This is a genomic window from Cohnella thailandensis (assembly GCF_014212135.1).
In the GTDB taxonomy this organism is placed as follows: Bacteria; Bacillota; Bacilli; order Paenibacillales; family Paenibacillaceae; genus Cohnella; species Cohnella thailandensis.
In genome coordinates this window covers 192,501-215,236 of sequence record NZ_JACJVQ010000017.1, presented here as the reverse complement: position 1 = coordinate 215,236, position 22,736 = coordinate 192,501, and the positions used below count along the sequence as shown (strand labels likewise).

The window sequence follows — 22,736 nt, the reverse complement described above, 5'->3', positions numbered from 1 at the left end:
ACAGGTGACGAAAATCAAAATCATAGTACCACAAATCGAAGGGAAACGGTACTGTCGAGGCAGAAAATAGCCGTATATTTTTGCCCCCGGTATCCAAGCTAACCTTAGAATATCATCATCAGCTTTTCTTCAAAAAGGAGGAAATGACCAAGTGCGCCGCTACGCCATCGTTGGCTTATTATTCACGGCAGGGGTGGCCTTGTTCGTGGTTCCGCTCATCGCGCCGCCCAAGACCGCCAAGTCCCCCGCCCCGAGTCCCGCCTCTTACCGTTCGGAGCAGAAGCAGGTTATCCGGCAGCAAAGCACCCCGTGGAAAATCACGCCGAACCAGGAGCAATCGTACAAGCAGGAACGCATCCTGCGCGATATGGCCGCCACGGAGAAGCTGTGCCGGCTCGACTGCTCCAGGGATATGCATAAATTCGTGGACGAGCATAACCGTATCCCCGATGGCAAGCGTTCGGTTCATCTGAAGGATGTCGTCCGGTCTCATCCGCACATGGTTCGAGTCATTTGGATTCGAGGCGGCGTTCCCGTTCAGGAAGGGAAAGCGCCCGAACCGCTGCTTAAGCTGGCTTCCACCGGATTGACGCAAGCGAAGAAGGCGCTTAAGGAAGGCAGAAGCTACGAGTCGCCTTCGTTCCGTTACGACGGCGAAACCCATTTTGTCATGGCCCACCCGGACGCTAAAAAAGGAGACGGGGTCATCGCGCTCGTGCGAACGGATGTCGTCCAAGAGGTGGAACGGCATCAACGGCGCAACCTGCGCGTCGTCCCGTTTCCGGCGGAAGGCCGCTATCGCGTCGAATCGGTCGTTCCCAACACGAATAAAGACAAGACGGTGCGCACCGGCGAGGATAACGGCAACGCAAGCCACTACGCGGTCGACGAGATCGTCGTCAAGTTCCGCAAGCCGCTTGACGATAGAGAGCTGCTGAAGCTGCGCAAGGAGCTGAATTTATCGGTCGTGAGGCATCGCGGCCAGACGTACCTGTTCCGCTCCGGCAGTCACAGCATGGACGAGCTTAAGCATTATTTCGCCAAGTGGAATCCGATTTTCGTCGAACCCCATTACCTGTATCTCACGAACGGGAACGGCTTTCCACGCAACGACGCGGGAACAGGGACAGGCGCGAGTACGGGGACAGGTACCGGAGCCGAGGTCGTGCCGAACGACACGCTGTATTCCCAATACCAATGGAATTTGCCTGTGATCGAGACCGAGAAAGGCTGGAGCGTCACCCGCGGCAAGGAGGACATGGTGGTGGCCGTCGTGGACACGGGAGTGCAGCTGGATCACCCCGATCTGAAAGGGCGGCTCGTAGAGGGCAAAAACATCATCGATCCTACGAAGCAGCCGACCGACGACGTCGGACACGGGACCCACGTGGCCGGCATCATTGCCGCCCATGTCAACAATAACGAAGGCATCGCCGGCATGACCTGGTTCACCAAGATCATGCCGGTCAAAGTCCTCGACAGCTCCGGCGCCGGAACGACTTATTCCGTAGCCGAAGGAATCATCTGGGCGGCGGATCACGGGGCGGACGTCATCAACATGAGCCTGGGCAACTACGCTTCCGCGGAATTCCTTCACGATGCGATCAAGTACGCGCATGACAAGGGCGTCGTTCTGATCGCGGCGAGCGGCAACGACAACACCGATCAGCCGGGTTATCCCGCCGCTTACCCGGAAGTGTTCGCCGTGGCCGCCACGAACGACGACGAAACCAAAGCCGAGTATTCGAACTACGGGGATTACATCGATGTCGCCGCTCCCGGAACTTCGATCGCCAGCACCTACCCGGGAAGCCGTTATGCCGCTTTATCCGGAACGTCGATGGCGAGCCCGCATGTGGCCGCTGCCGCGTCGCTGGTGAGAGCCGCCAACCCTTCCCTGTCCAACGAGCAAGTGATGGAGCTGCTGCGCGGCACGGCGAAGGACCTTGGGGCGGCGGGCAGGGATGTCGAATTCGGCTATGGACAGATCGACGTGAATTCGGCCGTCGCCGCGGCAAGCTCTCAACAAGGCGCCGCTGCCGGGACCGCGGGTACCGCGGGGACCGAGGCCGACGGAACGCTGCCCGAAACGAGGGGATCGCTTCAGCTCTATCCGGAGCGGATCCGGCGGGCGGTCGAAGAATTATTAAGACGATATCCATCTTCTTGAGTAAAATCGGACAAAATTCGAAAAACCGTCAAAGCCCGAGGCTATTGCTCCAGCCTCGGGCTTTTTTGTCGCGATTTTTCATGCTTTTTTAAGCTATTGCTTGTACAATGGAATAAGCTATGTCCTTATGGCTATATGTAGAAAGAAGGGAAGAGGATCCTTGCAGCAGAAATCGCAGAGAAAAGCGGAAGAAAGACTCAAAAAAGAACAGATTAAGAAGCAGAAACAGCGAAGAATGAGAATCATCATGTGGGCGACCGCCGTCGTCTTCGTTGCCCTTATTGCCCTTCTAATTATTTTTAAGCCCGCGGAGAAGCCCGTTGAATTGAATTACGATAACGCGCCGTTGCTCGGTTCGGCGGATGCGCCCGTCAAGCTGGCCGAGTTCGGCGATTTCAAGTGCCCGGCTTGCCAATACTTCACCTTAAACGTCATGCCCGAGATTCAAGAGAAATACATCGACACCGGCAAAGTGTCCTTGTCGTTCTTTAACTACACCATCATTAGCGCGGACTCGAATACAGCCGCTCTAGCCGCCCAATCGGTGTACCATCAGAGCAACGAGGAATTCTGGAAATATTACGAAGCGTTGTATCGGAATCAGCCGGACGAATCGCTCGCTTGGGCAACGACCGACTATCTGGTCGATCTCGCGAAGTCGCTCGAGCTCGACATCGATTACGACAAGCTCAGAAGCGACATCGAGAACAAAACGTACCAAGACGAGATCGATGAGCAGAACAAGTTAGCCCGTTCCGAGCAATTCCCCGGCACTCCCGCCGTACTCGTGAATGGCGAGCGGCTCGACGACAGCGTCTCGCTCGATCCGAAGAAGTTCCTGGAACGAATTGAAAAGGCGGTTGCCGACGCGGAGAAAGAAAGCGCCGAGAACGCCTGACGGAGGAATGAAGCGTGTCCGCAATAATTCGCAATTACGGGCTTTACATGGCTTGGGTCGTCTCGTTGGTCGCGACCGGAGGCAGCTTGTTCCTCAGCGAAGTGATGCATTACGTTCCATGCGATCTGTGCTGGTACCAAAGGATTTTTATGTATCCGCAGGTGCTGCTGCTAGGACGAGCCGCCCTTAAGGACGATCGGCGAATCGCGGGGTACGTCCTTCCCCTCAGCATCATCGGTGGCTTGATCTCCATCTACCACTATGCCGAACAGAAAGTCCCCGGCTTCAGCGGCGTCGTCCCCTGCCGCTCCGGGGTGCCCTGCAACAAGGATTACTTGGATTGGTTCGGGGTCATCACGATCCCGCTCCTCGCGCTGATCGCTTTCGCGTTGATCGCGGCCATCCTGATCACACTGAAGGTTACGAGCAAGAAAGAAGAAACGGCCGACGTTGAAATCGAAGATTAAAAGAAATGCAAGAACCCCCGCAAAGCCTAAGCCTTGCGGGGGTTCTTGCTTGCCGGAAAGTTTGCCGTAAGCCGGGTTCTGTACTTCCGGTGGTATCGCGGGCCGGGCGGCCCTCCCACGGATGGAAGCGACAATCATCTTTCTAGGCCGTCCGTTGCCGAACGGCTCAAGCGACCAACCCGAACGCGCCCCGGGCTAGGGCTGCAGCCTCGAAGGCTGCCGCGTTCCTCTTCGGTCTTGCTCCAGATGGGGTTTACCAGGAGCATGGTCGCCCATGCCCCTCGTGGTCTCTTACACCACGGTTCCACCCTTGCCTGATACTCATCCCCACAAAGTGACGATAAGCTTCGAAGCTTAATCCGATTACTTTGCGGAGGCCCCCAAACCGGTTGGGGATTGAGTCCATCGGCGGTCCGTTTCTGTGGCACTATCCTTCGGCTCGCGCCGACTGGACGTTATCCAGCATCCTGCCCTATGGAGCCCGGACTTTCCTCTCGCGGCTCGCGCCGCCAGCGATTGTCTGTCAAACTTTCCGATGCGCAACGTCTAGTATACATGGATTCGTCCCGGAATACAAACGGAAATGAGTTCCGCATGTGGCGAATATTCCGCTTGGAACGGCATGCGGACTTAAAGATGCTTATTTGACCCGGAACGGCTCCGTGTCGATCGACGAAGGAATAACCTCGGTCTCGTAGCCTTGCTCGCGCAGCTTGGCTTGCAGCCACTCCGCCGTCTTCGGCTTCATGATCTTCTCCGCGTTGTGGCCGGGATCGACGATGGCGAGGCCCATTACGTCCGCGTCCTGCGCGGTGTGGTAATCGATGTCGCCGGTGACGAGCACGTCCGCCCCGGCGAACTTCGCATGGCGAATGTAGCGCGAGCCGGAGCCGCCCAGGACGGCCACCTTGCGGACCGATCGTCCCGCGTCTCCGACGACGCGCACGAACGGAACGTCGAACGCCCGCTTGACACGTTCCGCGAACTCGTCCAGGCTCTCGGCCGCCGGCAGCGCGCCGACGCGGCCCAGTCCGAACGTCCTCCCTTTGAGGTCCATCGGGTAAAGATCGTACGCGACTTCTTCGTAAGGATGAGCCTTCAGCATCGCCTGGATAACCGCCTTGCGGACGCTGTCCGGCACGACCGTCTCGATCCGAACCTCCTCCGCTTCCTCCCGCTTGCCGGGCTTGCCGATGAACGGATTCGAGCCTTCGCGAGGCAGGAAAGTGCCCGTTCCGTCTACGTTGAAGCTGCAGTCGCTATAATTGCCGATCCAGCCCGCTCCCGCGCCGAATAACGCGCCCCTGACCTTCTCCGCATGGTCCTTAGGCACGAATACGACCAGCTTGAACAGCTTGTCGGTATGAACCTCCTCCAGCACGGCGCGCCCTTCCAGGCCGAGCGCTTCGGCCATCCAGTCGTTCATGCCGCCGTCGGCGGTATCCAGGTTCGTATGGGCGACGTAAACGGCGATATCGTTGCGGAGAAGGCTTGCCATCAGCGCGCCTGCCGGCGTATCCGTCTGCAGGTGCTTAAGCGGACGATAGATCGGCGCGTGATGAGCGATGATCAGCTCCGCCCCCAGCGACGCCGCCTCTTCCGCTACCTCCGCGTTGACGTCGAGAGCGATCAGGACCTTCCGGATTTCCTTGCGAAGCGAGCCGACCTGCAAGCCGATTCGGTCGTCCGGCACCGCATAATGCTTGGGCGCCAGCTTCTCCATGTATTGGATTATCGTTTCTCCCCGGGCAAACACGCGAGCACCTCCTTCAAACGATGGTTAAAGCTCTCCCATTCCTTCGCCTTCTCGGCGGATTCCGGCTGACTCGACTTGCGCAGCTGACCGAGAATCATCTCGCGCTTGGCCAGCTCCCGCTCCCACTTGCCGCGAAATTCCTCCGACGGAGAGCGCAGCAGGAGAGGTCCCATCGCGAGGAGCAGCTCCTCCGGCACGACAGCGCAGCACGGGGCCAGTAAGGCAGGGGAATAGAGCTCGGCAATTCTCTCCCGCGCCCTCCCGCTCTCGTCCCGCTCCGCCTTGAGCAAAGTATAATATTCGCCGTCCTCGAACAGGATTCGCTCCCGCGCGAGCACGAAGCCGTTGTGGTTCAACCAACGACGCACTTGCTCTTCGGCCACATGGGGAGACAGGACCAGCGTAGTTACCGAGTCCAGAAGAGGTCCCGCCTCCTCGAGCAGGCGAACCATCAAGCTTCCGCCCATGCCGGCGATGCAAACCGTATCCGCTTCGCCCTGGCGCAGTACGGACAGGCCGTCGCCGTGACGAACGGAGATAATGTCGGCTAACCCGGCGGAAGCGACCTGTCTTCTGGCGGCTTCCACGGGACCCTTGTGCACGTCTCCGGCAACGGCCAGCCGAATTCGTCCGGAGCTCGCCAGATAGACGGGCAGTAGCGCGTGATCGGTCCCAATATCGGCGAAACGGGCTCCCTCGGGAACCCATTCCGCCAGCGCCGACAATCGGCGGGATATTTTCATGTTCGCTGCATTCGCTTTCGTATCCGTCATTCGTTAAACAACCCATTCCATCCATTGTTTTCTAAATCGATAAAGCAGCAAGCCCAGCAGAAGCGTCTTAACGATCCATTCGCCGATCATAAAGCCGCCCTTAACCCCGAGCAAAGCGGAATACAGCTCCGGCATAAACCACAGCACGAGCGCCGTTCCGAACAGCACCCCGCCCGCCGATTTGATCTTAGCATAAGCGAACCAGCTCAGCCAGCCGAACAGCAGGGAAGCCGGAAGCCAATATAGCTGAACCTCGAACCAGGACGGATCGGATGTGTGCTTCCAGAGCAAGCTCGCATATAGGGCCACGACGGCCATCCAGCCCGCCCAATGGAGCAAGCCGATCCGGATGACGATCCCGCATACGATCCAAACGAGCGCGCATATGCCTATCAGCAGCAAAGGCCCCGAGCCTTGCGTCCAATCATGAAGCTCCAGCAGGGAGATGCCGGTAACGATCAAATAGAGGACGCCGCCGAATGCGAGCAAGTACGACCGCTTGGGCAGCTTCTCCCTCCACCATGCGCTTCCAACCACGAAGCCGCAGGTGCCAAGGCCGATCAAAGCGATTTGCAATAGGAGGGGAAACACGCTAAAATGAAGTACGATCAAACAAACACTTACAAAAATTCCAATAACAAGGAACCATTCTTTGCGCGATGCTCTTTCTATTCTTCGAATCGCGGCTCCAACCATATTCTTAGGCCGATCTGCCAAATCATCCAAATACAAATTTTGCAGGAAGTCGCAATATTGCTCGGGCAGCATCTTCCCTCGGCGCCAATATTCGATCTCATTGACGATCAGCTTCTTCTTATCTTCATCCAACGCTGGCATGAACGACCGCTCCTCTCGCCCGTTTGTGGAACAAAAAGACCTCCAACCGTCTCGGTAGAAGGTCTCCTAAACAGGCTAATACCTGTATCGGCTTATTCGAGGAAATCTTTTAGTCGTTTGCTCCGGCTAGGATGGCGAAGCTTGCGAAGCGCCTTCGCTTCGATCTGGCGAATCCGTTCTCGCGTAACTCCGAATACCTTGCCTACTTCCTCCAGGGTGCGGGTACGGCCGTCGTCAAGGCCGAATCTCAGCCGCAGAACGTTCTCTTCTCTCTCGGTCAACGTATCCAGCACGTCTTCCAATTGTTCCTTCAGCAGCTCGTAAGCGGCCGCGTCCGCAGGGGCCAGCGCTTCCTGGTCTTCGATGAAGTCTCCGAGATGAGAGTCGTCTTCTTCGCCGATCGGCGTCTCGAGGGAGACCGGTTCTTGGGCGATCTTCATGATCTCGCGAACCTTGTCGACGCTAAGCTCCATCTGTTCGGCGATCTCTTCCGGCGTCGGCTCGCGTCCCAGCTCCTGAAGAAGCTGACGCGATACGCGGATCAGCTTGTTGATCGTCTCGACCATGTGCACCGGAATCCGGATCGTCCGGGCTTGGTCGGCGATCGCGCGCGTGATCGCTTGGCGAATCCACCAGGTCGCGTACGTACTGAACTTATAGCCCTTCGTATGATCGAACTTCTCGACCGCTTTCAGAAGGCCCATGTTGCCCTCTTGAATTAGATCCAGGAAGAGCATGCCTCGTCCTACGTACCGCTTCGCGATGCTGACGACTAGACGGAGGTTGGCTTCCGCCAGTCTCTTCTTCGCCTCTTCGCCGTCGTAGCCGCCGATTTCGATCTTCTTGGCGAGCTCGACTTCGTCGTCGGCGCCGAGCAGCGGGACTCGTCCGATTTCCTTAAGGTACATGCGAACGGGATCGTTGATCTTGATCCCCGGCGGCAAAGACAGGTCGTCGTCGAAGTTGAATTCGTCGTGTCCTTCCTCGTCGTTGCTGCGGCCGAGCTCGTCATGGTCGTTCACGACTTCGATGCCGATGTCCGCAAGCTGCTCGAAGAATTCGTCGATTTGGTCCGTGTCTTGGTCGTAAGGAGAGAGCTTCTCCATGATGTCTTTATAGGTCAGGGAACCCTTCTTCTTCCCCTGCTCCATTAATTGGGCTTTGACCTGTTCCAGCGTCAGTTCCGTCTCCAGCCCAGTGTGTTGATCGTTCGCCATTACCGACTCCCTCCTCCCCGGAATTTAAGCAGCCGACTGCTACTTCAACTGTTTCTCCAGGGCGATAATCTCTGTTCCAATTTTTGCCGCAAGCATGATGTCGCCAGCGCGCTCCGCACGCAGCAGCTCTTCCTTAAGCCGGTCGATATCACGAGATAATGAAGCCTGACCGATCGTGCGCAGACAATCCTTCAATACCCTCTCGTCGAATGGAGTATCTTCGAGGGCGATCGCGCTAGCCAATCTCTCCAACCGGTCATTCTGCAGAAACGCGATGAACCTGCCAACATCCGGATCGTTGCCTTGCGAATAATAAGTATATAAATAAGCAGCAATCGCTGCGTGATCCTCGATATGAAACCGATCGCCCAGTTCTTCTTGGACAAGATAGGCCGTTTCCGAATCCAGCATCATCCATGAAAGGATCCTTTTCTCCGCTTGAACGTAGGCCGGCTCCAGCGCGGGATGCCTGGACGAAGTTCTCTTGTCATTCCATACATTATTCCACGATCCGTCCGGAATATCCCCAGAAGCGCCCAATTTCTCTTGCCGGCGCACTTCCGACGCTTCCTGCTTGAGGGTATCGATCGAGACGCCGAATTCCTGCGCCAGTTCCTTGAGGTACATTTCCCGCTCCGTCGGGGATTCCCTGCGGGCAATCAGCTTGACCGCGCTCCGCAGATAGCGGATCTTCCCCTCTTCTTCTAGGAGTATATGGGATTTCCTCAAATAGATGAGCTGAAATTTAACGGTCGATACGGCTCCTTCGATAACTTCCCTCATGAAAGCGTCCGGACCGTTCTCCGAAATATACTCGTCCGGATCCTTCCCCTTGGGCAGCATGCCGACTCGAACCCGAAGCCCCGCCTCCTCCAGAATCGGAATGCTCTTCTGGGCGGCCGCCTGACCCGCATCGTCTCCGTCGTAGCAGAGAATCGCTTCGTCCGCGAACCTTCGCAGCACGGAAGCATGCTCCGCGGTAAGCGCCGTTCCCATGGTCGCTACTCCGTTGTGGACGCCGGCCGACCAGGCCTTGATGACATCGACGTACCCTTCGAAGAGAACGACCTGCCGGAGCTTGCGGATCGGTCCCCGAGCTTCGTGAAGCCGGTAAAGCGTTCGGCTCTTGTTGAAGACCGGCGTCTCCGGGGAGTTCATGTACTTGGGCTGTCCGGCCGACATCAATCGGCCGGCGAACGCGATGACCTTGCCGTCCGACCCGTGAATCGGGAACATGACCCGATCGCGGAACCGATCGACGAAGCCCTCACCTTCTTGGCGCTTCAGCAGCAGGCCGCCCCTCTCCATCTCGTCGAGCCCGAAGTTGTTGCGGGCGAGCGCCTGGGTGAGAGTATCCCATCTGGAGGGGGCGTAGCCGATCCCGAACTCTTCGATCAGCTTGTCCGTAAAGCCGCGCGACCTCAGGTAATCCATCGCCGGAGTTCCGGCGGCCGTGTTGCGCAGGATATAATGGTACAGCTTCGTTGCATAGGCGTTCGCTTCGAATAGAGTATCCTTCTCCCTTTGTCTGGGGGATATCTCCTCCGCTTCCTTAGAGAGAGTCCACGTAACCGGGAGCCCGGCTTCTTCCGACAGCCGCTTGACCGCCTCCGGAAACGTCTCGTTCTCCATCTCCATGACGAATTTGATGACGTTTCCGCCCTTGCCGCAGCCGTAGCAGTGATAGATCTGCTTCTCCGGCGTCACCGTGAAGGAAGGCGTCTTCTCCGAGTGGAACGGACACAGTCCCTTAAGATATTTCCCTTGCTTGGTCAAATGAACATAGCGACCGACCGTTTCGGCAATATCGTAGCGCCTCAGCACCTCGTCGATCGCCTCTTGCGGGATCATTCCGTTGTTCATTCTGGCTTCACCTTCTTATACGAGACCCGACCGCGAAACGGTTCGATTCGCGATTTGAACCGACGGCTTCGAACATTCGTTCTCCCGATCTGCAGGCGACAGCTTTTGATTCGATCCGATAGTATAATTCGCTAACGATTCGGATTCTCCTGCAAATCCCGAAGGAGAAATGTCAGTTTATGCCGAAATCGGTCGCGATCCTCGTCCGTAAACGAGCGAGGCCCTTTGGTGCGGGCGCCGCCGCGCCGCATCTTGGCCGACAGATGACGCTGCTCGAGCAGGCCGCCGATATCCGATTCGGAGATCTGCCGTCCTCTCGGCGTCAGCACCGCCGCGCCGCGCGCAAGACCGATCGCCGCCAAGCCGTAATCTCCGGTAACGAGCACGTCCGTCGGCTTCAAGGCGTTCGCGATGTACAAATCCGCGGCTTGATCGCTCGAATCCACCGTCACGACTTCTACCGAAGGCTCGCTGACGAGATGATGCGCATAGGAAGACACCAGCAGCGCCGTCGCGCCGCAGCTGCGCACCGTCTGGGCGATCTCCGCCTTGACCGGACAAGCGTCTCCATCCACCACAACCCGATTCCGAAACGGGATCATCCGACATCACCACATGATCTGGGCCAAAGTTTGCCGTAATATTATATACGCTAATCCGGTTCAAAATCCTGCCTGCGTCCCATTAAATTTTCAAATGATATACCTAATACCCGCCGCTGTCAAGACTTCGGCCACAAATATGTCGAATTTTTGTCAAATGTTCCCTTTAGTCCTACTCAACGAATAACCAGCCATTCCGCGTCGCGAATGGCTGGTTATGCTTAGACGGCGCGCGATTCCGGCCCGGTCGCCGGCCACGCCTCACTTTTGGAAATGTTCCAGGATGAGGCTTGCCGTTTCTTCGACGGCTTTGTTCGAGACGTCGATGATGACGCAGCCGATCTTCTTCATGATCCGATGCGCGAATTCCAGCTCCTGCTCGATTCGCGCGAGCGTGGCGTAGGAGGCGGAATCCGGCAATCCGAGCGCCTTCAGCCTCTCCTTCCGGATCGCGTTCAGCGCTTCCGTCCGAATGGTAAGGCCGATGACCTTCTTCGGATTCACCAGGAACAGCTCCCGCGGCGGCGTCAGTTCCGGAACGAGCGGAACGTTCGCGACCTTGAACGTCTTGTGCGCGAGGACCATGGACAACGGAGTCTTCGAAGTGCGGGACACGCCGGTCAGGACGATATCCGCCTTGCCGATGCCGGTGACATCCCGCGCATCGTCGTATCGGACGGCGAATTCGACGGCTTCGACTTTGCGGAAATAGCCGGCATCCAGAACGTGGTTCAAGCCGGGCTCATGCCGGGAAGGACGCCCGAATCTTCTCTCCATGTTCTCGATCAGCGGGCCGAGCAGGTCGATCGCGACGATGTTCTCGTTCGCGGCCCGCTCGACCATGTGATTCCGCAAATTCGGAATGACGAGGGTAAACAACAGGATGCCGCTATCCTTGGCCGCCATGGCCAGAACCGCATCGATCGCTTCGCAGGATTGAATGAAGCCGATCCGGCGAATCTGCACCTGCAGCGGATGGAACTGGGCGGCCGCCGCGCGAACGGCCAGCTCGCCGGTATCGCCGGCGGAATCGGACACCACGTAAACGGTGACGCTCTCGGCGCTCATCCCGCGCACCTCCTATCGGATTAACCTACCCATTTGGAGAAATCGGCGAACGAACGAACGTCGTCCGCGATCAAGGCGAGCAGCGACAGCCGGTTGTTGCGGATCGCTTCGTCCTCGGCCATGACCATGACCGCTTCGAAGAAGGACGAGATCGGGCCGGTCATGGCCGCGAGCGCGCCGAGTCCGTCGGCCAGATTTGCTTCCGCGCAGGCGAGAACGTACTCGCCGTGCGCCTTCTGCCACGCTTCGTAAAGCGCTCCTTCCGCCGCGTTCTCGAACAGATCCGGAATCACTTGGCGGGACTCCCCGGCCTTCGCGGCCAGGTTCGCGACGCGGTTGAACGCTTCGACCGTCGGCCGGAACGCTTCCGAGCGTCCATCTTCCGCATGCCGCTGCAGGGCCTTCGCCCGAAGAATCGTCCGGCGAACGTCATCCGAGCCCGCGCTGAGAACGGCGTCCACGACGTCGTAGCGAATGTGCTGCTCCGTCAGCACGTTTTTCACGCGCAGCGAGAAGAACTCTCCCAGATCCTTCAGGATATCGAACGCTTCGCGCTTGAGCGGACGAGCTTCGGCATGCGCTTCGAGCGCCATCCGGAACAGCTCCGGAAGCGTCAAATCCAGCTCGTGGGCAAGCAGGGTAGCGACGATGCCCGCCGCTTGGCGGCGCAGCGCGTACGGGTCCTGAGAGCCAGTCGGCACGATGCCGATCGAGAAGCAGCCGACGATCGTGTCGATCTTGTCGGCGATGCCGACGATCGCTCCGACGAGCGAAGCCGGCGGCGTATCGCCCGCGTTGCGCGGCGAGTAATGCTCGTTGATCGCCTTGGCGACGGCTTGGCTCTCGCCGGCCTTCAGCGCGTAGTCCTCGCCCATGATTCCTTGAAGCTCGGGGAATTCGTAGACCATTTGGGTCACGAGGTCGAACTTGCACAGCTCCGCCGTCCGGCCGACGTCCGCCTGCGCGGAAGCGTCCGCGTTCAGCTTGCGGGCCAGCTTGCCGGACACCGCCGAGATCCGACGGACCTTGTCGGCCACCGTGCCGAGCTCCTCGTGGTAAACGATATTTTCCAGCTTCGCCAGGAAGTCCGGAAGGCGAACCTTCTGGTCTTCCTCGTAGAAGAACTTGGCGTCGGACAGACGGGCGCGAAGCACCTTCTCGTTGCCTCTCGCCACCACTTCGATGGAAGCCGAGTCTCCGTTGCGGACGGTAACGAAGTAAGGCTGAAGCTTGCCCGCCTTGTCCAGCACCGGGAAGTAGCGCTGATGCTCCCTCATCGACGTGATCAGCACTTCCTGCGGGATATGGAGGAACGAAGGATCGAAGGAGCCGGTCAGCACCGTCGGAGTCTCGACCAGGAATAGAACCTCTTCCAGCAGGTCGTCCTTCACCGCGATCGTCCAGCCGCGCGATTCCGCCAGCCGGTCGATGCCGTCCAGAATCTCCTTGCGCCGCTCCTCGATGTCCGCGATGACGCTTTGTTCGCGGAGCTTCTCCACATATTGCGACGGCTCGACGATTTTTGCGTCCGTCCCCAGGAAACGATGCCCCCGAGTCGTATCGCCCGCATGCACGCCGGTAATTTCAAACGGTACGACATCCGAGCCGAACAGAGCGACCAGCCAGCGGATCGGCCGAACGTAACGGAGCTCGTAGCCTCCCCAACGCATGTTCTTAGGGAAGGTCAGCGAGGTAATCAGCGCGGGAAGAGCTTCCGGAAGCAATCCCGCCGTCTCGACGCCGATGCTGGACTTGTTCGCGTAGACGTATTCGACGCCCGCGAGCTCCTTGAAGAACAGGTCTTCCGGCTCGACTCCCTGGCTTCTCGCGAAGCCGAGCGCCGCCTTCGTCCATTCCCCGTTCGCGTCCTTGGCGATCTTGCGCGCCGGTCCCTTCACTTCCTCGCTGACGTCGGCCTGCTTCTCCGCGAGGCCGATCACGAGAACCGCAAGGCGGCGAGGCGTCGCATAGGCTTTGACTTCTTCATAGGCGAGGCGGCTTCCTTCCAGCCACTTCTCCGTTTTATCCTTCAGCTGGTCGATGGCTCCGCGCACGAAGCGGGCAGGCACTTCTTCCAAGCCGATCTCGAGCAATAGATCCTTAGCCATGTTGCTCCTCTCCTTTCTTCAGCAGCGGGAATCCGAGGCGTTCGCGCTCCTGCAGGAACGTCGCCGCCACCGAGCGGGCGAGGTTGCGCACGCGGCCGATATAGCCCGTCCGCTCCGTCACGCTGATCGCGCCGCGCGCGTCGAGCAGGTTGAACGCGTGCGAGCACTTGAGCACGTAATCGTACGCCGGGAACACGAGGTTCTCGTCCATCGCTCTCTTGGCTTCCGCCTCGTAGGTGGAGAACAGCTGGAACAGCATCGGCACGTCCGATACCTCGAACGTATATTTGGAATGCTCGTATTCCGGATGCTTGAAGACGTCGCCGTAGCTGACCCCTTCGACCCACTCCAGATCGAACACGTTTTCTTTATCTTGAATATAGGAAGCGAGACGCTCCATGCCGTACGTTATCTCTACCGCGACCGGATGGCAGTCGATGCCGCCGACCTGCTGGAAGTACGTGAACTGCGTCACCTCCATGCCGTCGAGCCAAACTTCCCACCCCAGGCCCCAGGCGCCCAGCGTCGGGGATTCCCAGTTGTCCTCGACGAACCGGATATCGTGATGCAGCGGATCGATGCCGAGACGGCGCAGGCTCTCCAGGTACAGCTCCTGGATGTTGTCCGGAGACGGCTTCATGATCACCTGGAATTGATGATGCTGGTAGAGACGGTTCGGATTCTCGCCGTAGCGTCCGTCGGCCGGACGGCGGGACGGCTCCACGTACGCGACGTTCCACGGCTCCGGTCCGATCGTTCGCAGGAAGGTCATCGGGTTCATCGTTCCGGCGCCCTTCTCGACGTCGTACGGCTGGACGACGATGCAGTTCTGTTCCGCCCAGAACTGCTGCAGCGTCAATGTCATTTGCTGAAAATTCATGTTCCCAATCGCTCCTTATCCCTCAAAACGGGCTGAATTGGCGGGCCTGCGAGAGAGGAAGCGACAAAAAGCTCCCGTCTCTACGTCTGCCCCTGCAGACGTAGGGACGGGAGCGTTGCGTTCCCGCGGTTCCACCCTACTTGGCAGCGTCGTTCCCCATTGCTCCGGCCAACCTCGATCCGAGGATGGGGCCAGATGGAATCCGAGCGCATGCCCGCTTTTTCACACCATAATGGATGCCTCTCCGGAGACGCCATTCGCCGATCCGTCGCGCCGGGCTTGCACCATCCCCCGACTCGCTGCAGCTGCCGACAGGCAACCGGCTACTTTCTCCTTCTTCGAGCGCCAATCCATTTGTAAAGTACATTGTAGCTCAAGCTGCCGGGACGTGTCAAACGAATTTCGTCGAATTACTCTCCCGCCTGCTCCTTGATCGTCACCTTGACCGGAGAATACTCCGCGATAACCGTCTGGCCGTGGACCGACACGCTTCCTTCCGGCGACAAATCCTTCTCGGTCATGATGCCGAGAGCGATCGTGAAGCGGTTGAACTTGATCGGAACGTTTTTCTCGCGGCGTACCTCTTCCCCGTTCACGTAGAAAACGACCTCGTCCTTCGCGCGGTTATAGACGATTTTGTAATCGTTGAATTCGCGGGCCTTGAAGTTCGTGTCTTCCTTAAAGACGCAGAAGTAGCGGGTTTTATCCGAAGGCGGCACCGCGACGCCCGGGAACGGAAGCACCGCGTAAACCGAAGCGTACTTATCGTCGCCGGCGAAGAAGTCGAGCGCGGCCCCCGTCGTGAAGTCGAGCAGGTTCAGCGAGACGTACCCGTCGTACAGGTCGCCGGGCGCGGTGCCTTGCGTGCGGCAGCGAAGCTGGAACTCGAAGGTCAGCTCGCCCCGCTCGGGCGCTTCCACCTCTTCGACCGAGTAGTACATGTGCTTGGCGTTGTCGAGGATTTGAATGCGATCGTGGCCGCGGCTCAGCGGAGCACGCACGTACAGCATCCCGTTACGAACGATAACGGTGGCGTCCGGCTCCCGATATTCCCAGAACGAGCCGTCCGGAAGCTTGAAGCCGCCCATTTTCCACACTTTGCCTTCGTCCAGAATCGTATGGAAATCTCCGTAAATCTTCTCCATGACCTTCATCTCCAGTTGTATAGATTGGGAGCTTTAAAGGATGAGCCCCTGAATGACGAGCGATAAAATCAGAATGATTCCGAATTGCGACGTCATCTTGACCGATGCGCCCATCAGCGGCGCGTAGGCGACGGAGGAGTTCTTTTCCTTCAGCTTGCCGTACGCGGAATACAACGGAATCGCGGTCAGCAGGGCGATCAGCGCGTAGATCGGAACGACGCCCGTCGCCGCGCACGCAAGGTGGCTAAGCACGGCAAGCAGCAGCAAGGCCCGCGAGAAGCGAAGCGCCCTCTTCTCCCCCCAGACGACGACCAATGTTCTCTTGCCCGCCTGACGATCCGCCTGCCAATGCAAGAAGTGGTGGTTGAACAGGATAAGCGTCGTCAGCAGTCCGATCGGCAGGGACAGCAGCAGAGCCCGGTAATCGAGATGGGACGTCTGCACGTAATACGACCCGGCAACGGGCAGGACGCCGAACGAGAGCAGAATCGCGATCTCGCTGTAGCCTTTGCCCAGATAGCCGAACCGAATCGGAGGAGCGACGTAGAAATAAGCGATCAAGCCGCCGAGCGCTCCGAAAACGAATGCCCACCATCCGCTGATAAAGCTAAGGATAATGCCGCTTAAAGCCGCGATTCCGAACAGGATCCACGTCACGAACGCGAACTTCTTCGCGCTCCAGATCCCCTTGGTCAGGAAGCCGGAATTCGTCGAGATCGCGTCCTGCATCTCATGCGCTTCCTTGTCGGTGCCGTTCTTGTAGTCCCACAGGTCGTTGATCATGTTGGAAAAAAGATGCGCGGAACCCGAACCGAGGAGCGTGAGCAGCAGCAGCCACAGGTTGAAGTCGCCGTCCCAAACGTAAGCGCCCAAGGCGCCGAGAGCGACGGGAATGAGCATCACGGGAATGACCTTGAAGCGCGACGCTTTGCGGAATTCGAGCCATTTCTCTTTAAGCTTGTCCATCGTTCGACCCCTTTCCATGGCCAAAGCAAAGCTTCTTCACCGCCCGTGGGACAGGGAAGAAGCTTTGCGATCGTTTGCCGTATACAAATAAGTGCCGTACTCAGAATAACATACTTTAGCGCCGATTATGTACTGGATATGTTGCGAAACGTTGAATCATTCTGACTGCTCTTCCTGTCCGCCGGGAGGCGATCGCCGAACGGGAAGCGGCAGCTCGTCCAGCTTCTCCCATTGGTCCAGAAAATGAACCGATTTGAGCTTCATCCCGAGGTGGTGATCCATCCAGCGCCTCATCGCCGTCTTAAGCTGCGCCTTGATCGCGGGTTTCACGTCGATCTGCCCGAGCTGCCTGAGATCGATCCTCGAGAAGATCCGAAGCAGCTTCCAGGTTTGCGGCGCCAGCTCGAGGGCGCCCGGGTCCTGATGCCGGCACCGCTCGCATATCGCGCCGCCCAGATGGGCGCTGAACCGGAAGCCGCCTTCCGTTCGCCCGCACGCCGCGCACTCGTCCAGCATCGGGGCATAGCCTACCGCATGGACGACCTTCATCTCGAAGATTCGGATGACGATGGCGGGGTCCTTCCCTTCGGCCAGCGCCGTCAGGCACGCTTTGAACTGGTGGAACAGGTACCCGCTGGCATCCTCCTCGCCGACCACCCGGTCGCACATCTCGGCGGCATAAGCGGCATAGGCGGATCGGTCCAGATTCTCCCTGAGCTCGCGGTACGATTCGAGAATCTCCCCGGCGTTCAAGGAGCCCAGATTGCCGGACTTATAAAATGAAAAATCGCCGTACGTAAACAGCTGAGCTAAGGAAGCGTATCGGCTCTTGGGCTTGCGAGCCCCCTTGACCACGATTCCTTGCTTGCCGTGCGACGGCGTGAATATCGTGATGATCTTATTGCCTTCCCCGTAATCCGTACCGCGAATTACGATCCCTTCCATGCGATACAGCATCGGCCTCTCCTCCGCCACCCCCGCCTCGCCGCTCTAAGCGCCGGCGGGACTTATCGAGACGGCTCCGCCTTACGGCGAAGCCGGTTCGCCTTCGGGCTCGCCCAAGGCTGTTTCGGGCGCCGATTCCGGCCCTTGGCCGACGGCCCCCAATTGGATCATTTCCTTATACAGCAAGTAGGCTTCGATATCGCCGGTCTGCGTAAACACGTGCCACGTGAAGTCCCGCACAATGCCTCATCCTCTCCGCCGGAAATGACTTGCCCCGTATTCCGTCGTTAGGATGCCACCGCCCGGGCTTCCGCATGCTTAACAACATTAGCCATCCATCAGCCATTCGGCAGAGAAGTCGCGCGGGGGAGCCCGCTGCGCCCCGTCAGTCGTGCCGGAAACCGAGCGACTTCAGCACGCTCTCGCGGTTCCGCCAGTCTTCCTTCACCTTCACCCACAGCTCCAGGAAAATCTTCGAGCCGAGCAGACGTTCCATGTCCTCTCTGGCCAGCTTGCCGACCTGCTTGAGCATCGCGCCCTGCTTGCCGATGACGATGCCCTTCTGCGAAGGCCGTTCCACGTAGATGACGGCTCCGATATTCACGACGCCGTTATCTCCCTTGCCCATGCTCTCGATCTCGACGGCGATGGAATGGGGAATCTCCTCGCGGGTCAGCTGCAGAATCTTCTCGCGGATCAGCTCCGCGCAGACGAACTGCTCCGGATGGTCCGTGATTTGGTCGGCCGGGTAATACATCGGGCCCTCTTCCAGATAACGGCCGATCTGGTCCAGCAGCGTCGTGACGTTGTTGCCGAGAAGCGCCGATACCGGCACGATCTCCGCGAACGAGTGAAGCTTGGAGTACTTCTCGATGACCGGAAGCAGCTGCTCCGGATGCACCTTGTCGATCTTGTTGAGCACGAGGAAGACCGGCGTCTTGATTTTCTTAAGCTGCTCGATGATGTAACGGTCGCCGCCTCCGAGCTCCTCGGACACGTCGGTCAGGAACAGCACGGCATCGACTTCGCTGAGCGCTCCCTCGGCCGACTTGACCATATAATCGCCGAGCTTGGAGTTCGGTTTATGGATACCGGGCGTATCGAGGAAAACGATCTGCATCTCTTCCGTCGTATAAACGCCATGAATCTTGTTGCGCGTCGTTTGCGGCTTGTCGGACATGATCGCGATCTTCTGTCCGATCACTTGGTTCATCAGCGTGGACTTGCCGACGTTCGGCCTTCCCACGATAGCCACGAAGCCCGATTTGAATTTAGGTTTGTCTTTTTTGTCCGTCATGTCAGTCCTTCTTTCCGTATTCCACATCGCTCGGCCCGAACGCTCCCGGAAGCAGCTCCGCCACGGTCGTCACGCGGATGTCTCCTTGCAGGTTCCCCATCACGACCGGCATCTCCGGGGAGCACAGCTCCGAAATCACTTGCCGGCATACTCCGCAGGGAGTAATCGGCTGCGGCGTATCGCCGATGACCGCCATTACTTGGAAGGAACGCGCCGCGTGGCCGTCCGCGATCGCGCGGAACAGGGCGGTACGCTCCGCGCAGTTCGAGGGGGAGTATGCGGCATTCTCGACGTTGCAGCCGTAATGCACGCGCCCGTCGGCATCCAGAAGCGCCGCCCCTACCCTGAATTTGGAATAAGGGACGTAGGCTCTCTTCATCGCCTCGGCCGCTTGCTCCAGCAGCTTCTCTTGCGTCCAACCGCTCCAGCTCATTTTCTCCCATTCCTCCCCTTATCAATCTATTTGTTTTTTGAAGACGAGATCCCGCGCGATAATTATGTATAATTACTTCAATCCTGGCATCCCGGGGTCTTCCTTCAACCGAACAGCTTCTCCCACAACGGCGGTCCCAAAACGATCGACCCTACCGCAACGGCGTAAATCGAAGCAACGAGCACCGCTCCGGCAGCCGTATCCTTGGCGATTTTAGCCAATTCGCTTTCGCCGGGCGACGCCAGATCGACCGTTCTCTCGATCGCCGTATTCATCAGCTCCGTCACCCAAACCGCCGCAACGGCGGAGAGCAGCCAAAGCCACTCCTCCGATCGCAGCTTAAGAGCGACGGCCGCCAGGAGAACGACGACCGTCGCCGCGGCATGAACGCGCATATGGAACTCATGCTTCATCGTGTAGGCAATGCCTTCGATCGAATGGCGGAACGATTCCCGCTCATTCCGATTCCATTTACGTCTCCCGTTCAACGGGACAACCCCGCTTTCGACAAGACCGCTTCCTGCTTGGCGATCATCGTCTTCTCCTCTTCTTCGGTCATGTGGTCGTAGCCGAGCAGATGCAGGAAGCCGTGGACGAAGAGGAAGCCGAGCTCTCTATCCGCGCTATGCCCGTACTCCTCCGCTTGCTCGTGCATTCTCGGCACCGAGATCACGATGTCGCCGAGCATCTCGGCGAAAGGATCGAAGCCGTCCGCTTCCAACCCGTCGTCCCCGTCCAGCTCTTCCTCGACCGTCTCGTAGTCGTCGTCGTAGCGAATCTCCGGCTCGTCGGCGCCCGGTTCCCTCATCGGAAACGACAGGACGTCGGTCGGCTTGTCGAGCCCCCGATGCTCCCGGTTCAGCTCGCGGATGCCCTCGTCGTCGGTCAGGGTGAGCGAGACGACGCCCGCCTCCACCCCTTCGGACTCGCCGGCCAGCTTCAGCAGCCGCTCCAGCAATTCCTTCCAGCCGGCTTCCTTCGCTTCGTCGGAGCCTTCTCTCTCGTCATACCATTCCAAAGTTAAGGTCATTCCTGTTGCTCCTTTGCGTCTCCGCGTGATTTGAGCGATTTATCGTCCGGATACTCGATCCGCGAATGGAACATGCCGATCACCGTCTCCTTGAGCGTCTCCGCGATCTTATCCATCTCACGAATGGTCAAATCGCATTCATTGAATTGCTGATCGTCCAGCCGGTCCTTGATAATCTTCGCGATGATCGCCTCGACTTGATCCACCGTCGGGTGATCGAGCGAGCGGACGGCCGCCTCGACGCTGTCGGCGATGCCGACGATCGCCGCTTCCTTGGACTGGGCTTTCGGCCCCGGATAGCGGAAATCGTCCTCCGTCCATTGATTCTCCACTCCCTGGGCTTCCGCCTGCTTGACGGCCTTGTAGTAGAAAAATTTAAGGAAAGTCGTTCCGTGATGCTGCTCCGCGATATCGCGGATCGGCTTCGGAATCTTATGCTGCCGGAGCATCTCCGCCCCGTCTCTGGCGTGCGCGATGATGATCGAGGCGCTCACCTTCGGATCCAGCTTGTCGTGCGGATTCGCGCCGCCGTTCTGGTTCTCGATAAAATACGACGGCCGCTTGGTCTTGCCGACGTCGTGGTAGAAGGAGCCTACCCGGCAGAGCAAGCCGTTCGCGCCGACCGCCTCGGCCGCCGCCTCCGACAGGTTGCCGACCATCAGGCTGTGATGGTAGGTGCCTGGAGTCTCCGTTAGAAGCTTGCGGAGCAGGGGATGATTCGGATTCGACAGCTCCACCAGCTTAAGAGCCGAGAGAATGCCGAACGTAAGCTCGAAGAACGGCATCAATCCGATGACCAGAACGGCGGTAAACAGCCCGCTGACGAGCATGAAGCCGACCGTCTGCAGCATTTGTCCCTGTTCGACGTCGGACTGGACGAGCTGCAGGGCGACGACGGCGATGGACCCGAACAGGCTCGCCATGACGCCGGCCTTCAGGATCGAGGAGCGCTGGCTGGCGCGATGGATCGCCAACACGGACGCAAACGAGACGACGGCGGTAACGAAGCCGTATTGGAAGTCGAATACGGTCTCCTGCCCTACGTTCAGAATGATGCTGGAAAGGCAAGAGAACAATATCGCGCTCACGATGCCGAGATGCATGTCGAGCAGCAGCGTGACAAGCATGCTGCCCAGCGCTACCGGAGCCAAGAATGCGATATACGGCCATCTCTCGCTATGCGCCAGCGCGACGAGATGCATCAAAAGTAGATTCAGCGCGAATATCAGCAGCAGCATCAGCCACTGCACGTTGCTGCGCTTGCCCGTCGTCGGGGACGAAGAAGAAGCAAGCGCCGCCATGAACTCCCGATAGCCGACGAGAGCCGACACGAACAATAGGGACAATAGGAAGACGCCTAGCTGCGGAAGATAGTTTTTCTCCTCCTTCAGCAAGCCGAGACTGTCCAGACGGTCGTAAATATCCTGCGTGATGACCTCGCCCGCTTTGACGATCGGGTCGCCTTGCTTGATGACGACGGCCGGCGTATTCTGCTTCGCCTGGACCTTCGCCTCCTCGGTGGCGTCTTTGTCGTAGAACTTGTTCGGAGTAATGACGAAGCGCGCCAGCTCCTGCACGATCTCCCGCTCCGCCCTCTGCGACAAGGAGCTTGCGTTGACAAGCTCCGGTACGGTGATTCTGGCGGTCTCCGCGTCGGCGATCGATTCCCCGGACACCTTCCGCACGATCTCCCGGCTTACCGTCCGCATCTCGGAGATCTGCTCCGAAGTCAGCTTCGGCATCTTGTAGAAGGTCTCTTCCGGGATGCTGTATTGCTGCTCCTCGACGACTGATTTCATCTCCGCCAGCAAATTGGCGGAATAAGCCGTCGAATTGGAGTTCGACTGAATGAAGCTGCTGATATATTGGTCGAGTCTCTCCGGAATTTCCCTGCGGTAGATATCGACCTTGTCCTGAGTCGTGACCTGGTCGTCCTGGTTCAACTGGTCGATCCGGATCAAGATCTCGTCGATAAGCAGCTCGTTATGAAGGCCTACGTTGGAATAGACGGAATCGACCTTCTCCGCCGCCTTCTCCTGCGCTTCGAGCGTCGCCTTCTCGTCTACGATCTGGTGAGGCGCTTTGATCTCGTGCTCGCTTTTGCTGTTCAAGGCGATATCGTAGGTCTCGGGGACAAGGCGCGGAGCCAAGCTCACGTAAAAAAGCAGCACGAACAGAAGCAGCAAGATGATCCTTACTGCCCCGCTGTGCTTCCAGCCCCCCGCTTTAAAGGATGACGGCATGCCCGCCGGGCCGCTTCGTTTCCGATTCATCCGGCGTT

At 58.5% G+C, this 22,736-nt stretch carries 21 protein-coding genes and 1 other RNA gene; 3 read left to right on the top strand and 19 right to left on the bottom strand.

Annotated features, from left to right (window positions below):
* Nucleotides 1-151: 151 nt before the first annotated feature.
* The 3 genes from H7B67_RS19175 (at nucleotide 152) to H7B67_RS19165 (ending at nucleotide 3,535) form a co-directional block, all read left to right on the top strand.
* Nucleotides 152-2,170 carry a S8 family serine peptidase gene (locus tag H7B67_RS19175; RefSeq protein WP_185121465.1) on the top strand — a complete coding sequence of 673 codons (2,019 nt, stop codon included), beginning with the start codon at nucleotides 152-154 and terminating at the stop codon, nucleotides 2,168-2,170.
* Between the two features lie 235 nt (nucleotides 2,171-2,405).
* A complete protein-coding gene (locus H7B67_RS19170) occupies nucleotides 2,406-3,068 on the top strand; it encodes a DsbA family protein (protein WP_185121464.1) in 663 nt (220 codons plus the stop codon).
* 14 nt (nucleotides 3,069-3,082) lie between these two features.
* On the top strand, nucleotides 3,083-3,535 hold the full coding sequence (locus H7B67_RS19165) for a disulfide oxidoreductase (RefSeq protein WP_342592466.1): 453 nt from the start codon (nucleotides 3,083-3,085) through the stop codon (nucleotides 3,533-3,535).
* 52 nt (nucleotides 3,536-3,587) lie between these two features.
* Here the strand turns inward: H7B67_RS19165 and rnpB are convergent.
* The 19 genes from rnpB to H7B67_RS19070 all read right to left on the bottom strand — a co-directional run bounded on the left by rnpB (nucleotide 3,588) and on the right by H7B67_RS19070 (nucleotide 22,728).
* An RNA gene (gene rnpB / locus H7B67_RS19160) (RNase P RNA component class A) lies at nucleotides 3,588-4,067 on the bottom strand.
* A gap of 108 nt (nucleotides 4,068-4,175) precedes the next feature.
* Nucleotides 4,176-5,291 (bottom strand): Nif3-like dinuclear metal center hexameric protein, encoded by a 1,116-nt coding sequence (locus H7B67_RS19155; RefSeq protein ID WP_185121463.1) that lies wholly within the window; start codon nucleotides 5,289-5,291, stop codon nucleotides 4,176-4,178.
* A complete protein-coding gene (locus H7B67_RS19150) occupies nucleotides 5,267-6,064 on the bottom strand; it encodes a tRNA (adenine(22)-N(1))-methyltransferase (RefSeq protein WP_185121462.1) in 798 nt (265 codons plus the stop codon). The genes H7B67_RS19155 and H7B67_RS19150 overlap by 25 nt, the downstream gene beginning before the upstream one ends.
* Nucleotides 6,065-6,067: 3 nt before the next feature.
* Nucleotides 6,068-6,901, bottom strand: a complete 834-nt coding sequence (locus tag H7B67_RS19145; RefSeq protein ID WP_185121461.1) for a hypothetical protein — start codon at nucleotides 6,899-6,901, stop codon at nucleotides 6,068-6,070.
* Between the two features lie 92 nt (nucleotides 6,902-6,993).
* A complete protein-coding gene (gene rpoD, locus H7B67_RS19140; protein ID WP_136371883.1) occupies nucleotides 6,994-8,118 on the bottom strand; it encodes an RNA polymerase sigma factor RpoD in 1,125 nt (374 codons plus the stop codon).
* Between the two features lie 39 nt (nucleotides 8,119-8,157).
* A complete protein-coding gene (gene dnaG / locus H7B67_RS19135; protein WP_185121460.1) occupies nucleotides 8,158-9,981 on the bottom strand; it encodes a DNA primase in 1,824 nt (607 codons plus the stop codon).
* Between the two features lie 131 nt (nucleotides 9,982-10,112).
* Entirely contained in the window at nucleotides 10,113-10,583 is a 471-nt protein-coding gene (locus tag H7B67_RS19130; RefSeq protein ID WP_185121459.1) for a YaiI/YqxD family protein, read from the bottom strand.
* Between the two features lie 261 nt (nucleotides 10,584-10,844).
* Nucleotides 10,845-11,651, bottom strand: a complete 807-nt coding sequence (locus H7B67_RS19125) for a pyruvate, water dikinase regulatory protein (RefSeq protein WP_185121458.1) — start codon at nucleotides 11,649-11,651, stop codon at nucleotides 10,845-10,847.
* 20 nt (nucleotides 11,652-11,671) lie between these two features.
* Complete coding sequence (gene glyS / locus H7B67_RS19120) at nucleotides 11,672-13,759, bottom strand: glycine--tRNA ligase subunit beta (protein ID WP_185121457.1); 2,088 nt, start codon at nucleotides 13,757-13,759, stop codon at nucleotides 11,672-11,674.
* On the bottom strand, nucleotides 13,752-14,639 hold the full coding sequence (gene glyQ / locus H7B67_RS19115; protein WP_185121456.1) for a glycine--tRNA ligase subunit alpha: 888 nt from the start codon (nucleotides 14,637-14,639) through the stop codon (nucleotides 13,752-13,754). The genes glyS and glyQ overlap by 8 nt, the downstream gene beginning before the upstream one ends.
* A 410-nt stretch (nucleotides 14,640-15,049) precedes the next feature.
* A complete protein-coding gene (locus H7B67_RS19110) occupies nucleotides 15,050-15,784 on the bottom strand; it encodes a DUF6081 family protein (protein WP_185121455.1) in 735 nt (244 codons plus the stop codon).
* A gap of 33 nt (nucleotides 15,785-15,817) precedes the next feature.
* Nucleotides 15,818-16,750: a prenyltransferase gene (locus tag H7B67_RS19105; RefSeq protein ID WP_185121454.1), complete on the bottom strand. Its 933-nt coding sequence runs from the start codon at nucleotides 16,748-16,750 to the stop codon at nucleotides 15,818-15,820.
* Nucleotides 16,751-16,906: 156 nt separating this feature from the next.
* Nucleotides 16,907-17,707, bottom strand: coding sequence for a DNA repair protein RecO (gene recO / locus H7B67_RS19100; RefSeq protein WP_185121453.1), 801 nt, complete (start codon nucleotides 17,705-17,707; stop codon nucleotides 16,907-16,909).
* A 69-nt stretch (nucleotides 17,708-17,776) separates the two neighbouring features.
* On the bottom strand, nucleotides 17,777-17,935 hold the full coding sequence (locus H7B67_RS19095) for a YqzL family protein (protein ID WP_185121452.1): 159 nt from the start codon (nucleotides 17,933-17,935) through the stop codon (nucleotides 17,777-17,779).
* Nucleotides 17,936-18,080: 145 nt separating this feature from the next.
* Entirely contained in the window at nucleotides 18,081-18,992 is a 912-nt protein-coding gene (gene era, locus H7B67_RS19090; protein WP_185121451.1) for a GTPase Era, read from the bottom strand.
* A gap of 1 nt (nucleotide 18,993) precedes the next feature.
* On the bottom strand, nucleotides 18,994-19,425 hold the full coding sequence (gene cdd / locus H7B67_RS19085; RefSeq protein ID WP_185121450.1) for a cytidine deaminase: 432 nt from the start codon (nucleotides 19,423-19,425) through the stop codon (nucleotides 18,994-18,996).
* 104 nt (nucleotides 19,426-19,529) lie between these two features.
* Complete coding sequence (locus H7B67_RS19080) at nucleotides 19,530-19,913, bottom strand: diacylglycerol kinase family protein (protein WP_245363468.1); 384 nt, start codon at nucleotides 19,911-19,913, stop codon at nucleotides 19,530-19,532.
* Entirely contained in the window at nucleotides 19,910-20,455 is a 546-nt protein-coding gene (gene ybeY, locus H7B67_RS19075; RefSeq protein ID WP_185121449.1) for an rRNA maturation RNase YbeY, read from the bottom strand. The genes H7B67_RS19080 and ybeY overlap by 4 nt, the downstream gene beginning before the upstream one ends.
* Nucleotides 20,452-22,728 (bottom strand): HD family phosphohydrolase, encoded by a 2,277-nt coding sequence (locus H7B67_RS19070; RefSeq protein WP_185121448.1) that lies wholly within the window; start codon nucleotides 22,726-22,728, stop codon nucleotides 20,452-20,454. Before H7B67_RS19070 ends, ybeY begins: the two co-directional genes overlap by 4 nt.
* Nucleotides 22,729-22,736 lie beyond the last annotated feature (8 nt).

Bases quoted from the DNA above. Each gene is read 5' to 3' on its own strand.
- H7B67_RS19125 (WP_185121458.1), bottom strand. From the start codon at position 11,651: ATGAGCGCCGAGAGCGTCACCGTTTACGTGGTGTCCGATTCCGCCGGC.
- H7B67_RS19105 (WP_185121454.1), bottom strand. From the start codon at position 16,750: ATGGACAAGCTTAAAGAGAAATGGCTCGAATTCCGCAAAGCGTCGCGC.
- rpoD (WP_136371883.1), bottom strand. From the start codon at position 8,118: ATGGCGAACGATCAACACACTGGGCTGGAGACGGAACTGACGCTGGAA.
- H7B67_RS19070 (WP_185121448.1), bottom strand. From the start codon at position 22,728: ATGAATCGGAAACGAAGCGGCCCGGCGGGCATGCCGTCATCCTTTAAA.
- recO (WP_185121453.1), bottom strand. From the start codon at position 17,707: ATGCTGTATCGCATGGAAGGGATCGTAATTCGCGGTACGGATTACGGG.
- glyQ (WP_185121456.1), bottom strand. From the start codon at position 14,639: ATGAATTTTCAGCAAATGACATTGACGCTGCAGCAGTTCTGGGCGGAA.
- H7B67_RS19150 (WP_185121462.1), bottom strand. From the start codon at position 6,064: ATGACGGATACGAAAGCGAATGCAGCGAACATGAAAATATCCCGCCGA.
- H7B67_RS19145 (WP_185121461.1), bottom strand. From the start codon at position 6,901: ATGCCAGCGTTGGATGAAGATAAGAAGAAGCTGATCGTCAATGAGATC.
- H7B67_RS19110 (WP_185121455.1), bottom strand. From the start codon at position 15,784: ATGGAGAAGATTTACGGAGATTTCCATACGATTCTGGACGAAGGCAAA.
- cdd (WP_185121450.1), bottom strand. From the start codon at position 19,425: ATGAGCTGGAGCGGTTGGACGCAAGAGAAGCTGCTGGAGCAAGCGGCC.
- era (WP_185121451.1), bottom strand. From the start codon at position 18,992: ATGACGGACAAAAAAGACAAACCTAAATTCAAATCGGGCTTCGTGGCT.
- ybeY (WP_185121449.1), bottom strand. From the start codon at position 20,455: ATGACCTTAACTTTGGAATGGTATGACGAGAGAGAAGGCTCCGACGAA.
- dnaG (WP_185121460.1), bottom strand. From the start codon at position 9,981: ATGAACAACGGAATGATCCCGCAAGAGGCGATCGACGAGGTGCTGAGG.
- H7B67_RS19130 (WP_185121459.1), bottom strand. From the start codon at position 10,583: ATGATCCCGTTTCGGAATCGGGTTGTGGTGGATGGAGACGCTTGTCCG.
- H7B67_RS19170 (WP_185121464.1), top strand. From the start codon at position 2,406: ATGAGAATCATCATGTGGGCGACCGCCGTCGTCTTCGTTGCCCTTATT.
- glyS (WP_185121457.1), bottom strand. From the start codon at position 13,759: ATGGCTAAGGATCTATTGCTCGAGATCGGCTTGGAAGAAGTGCCTGCC.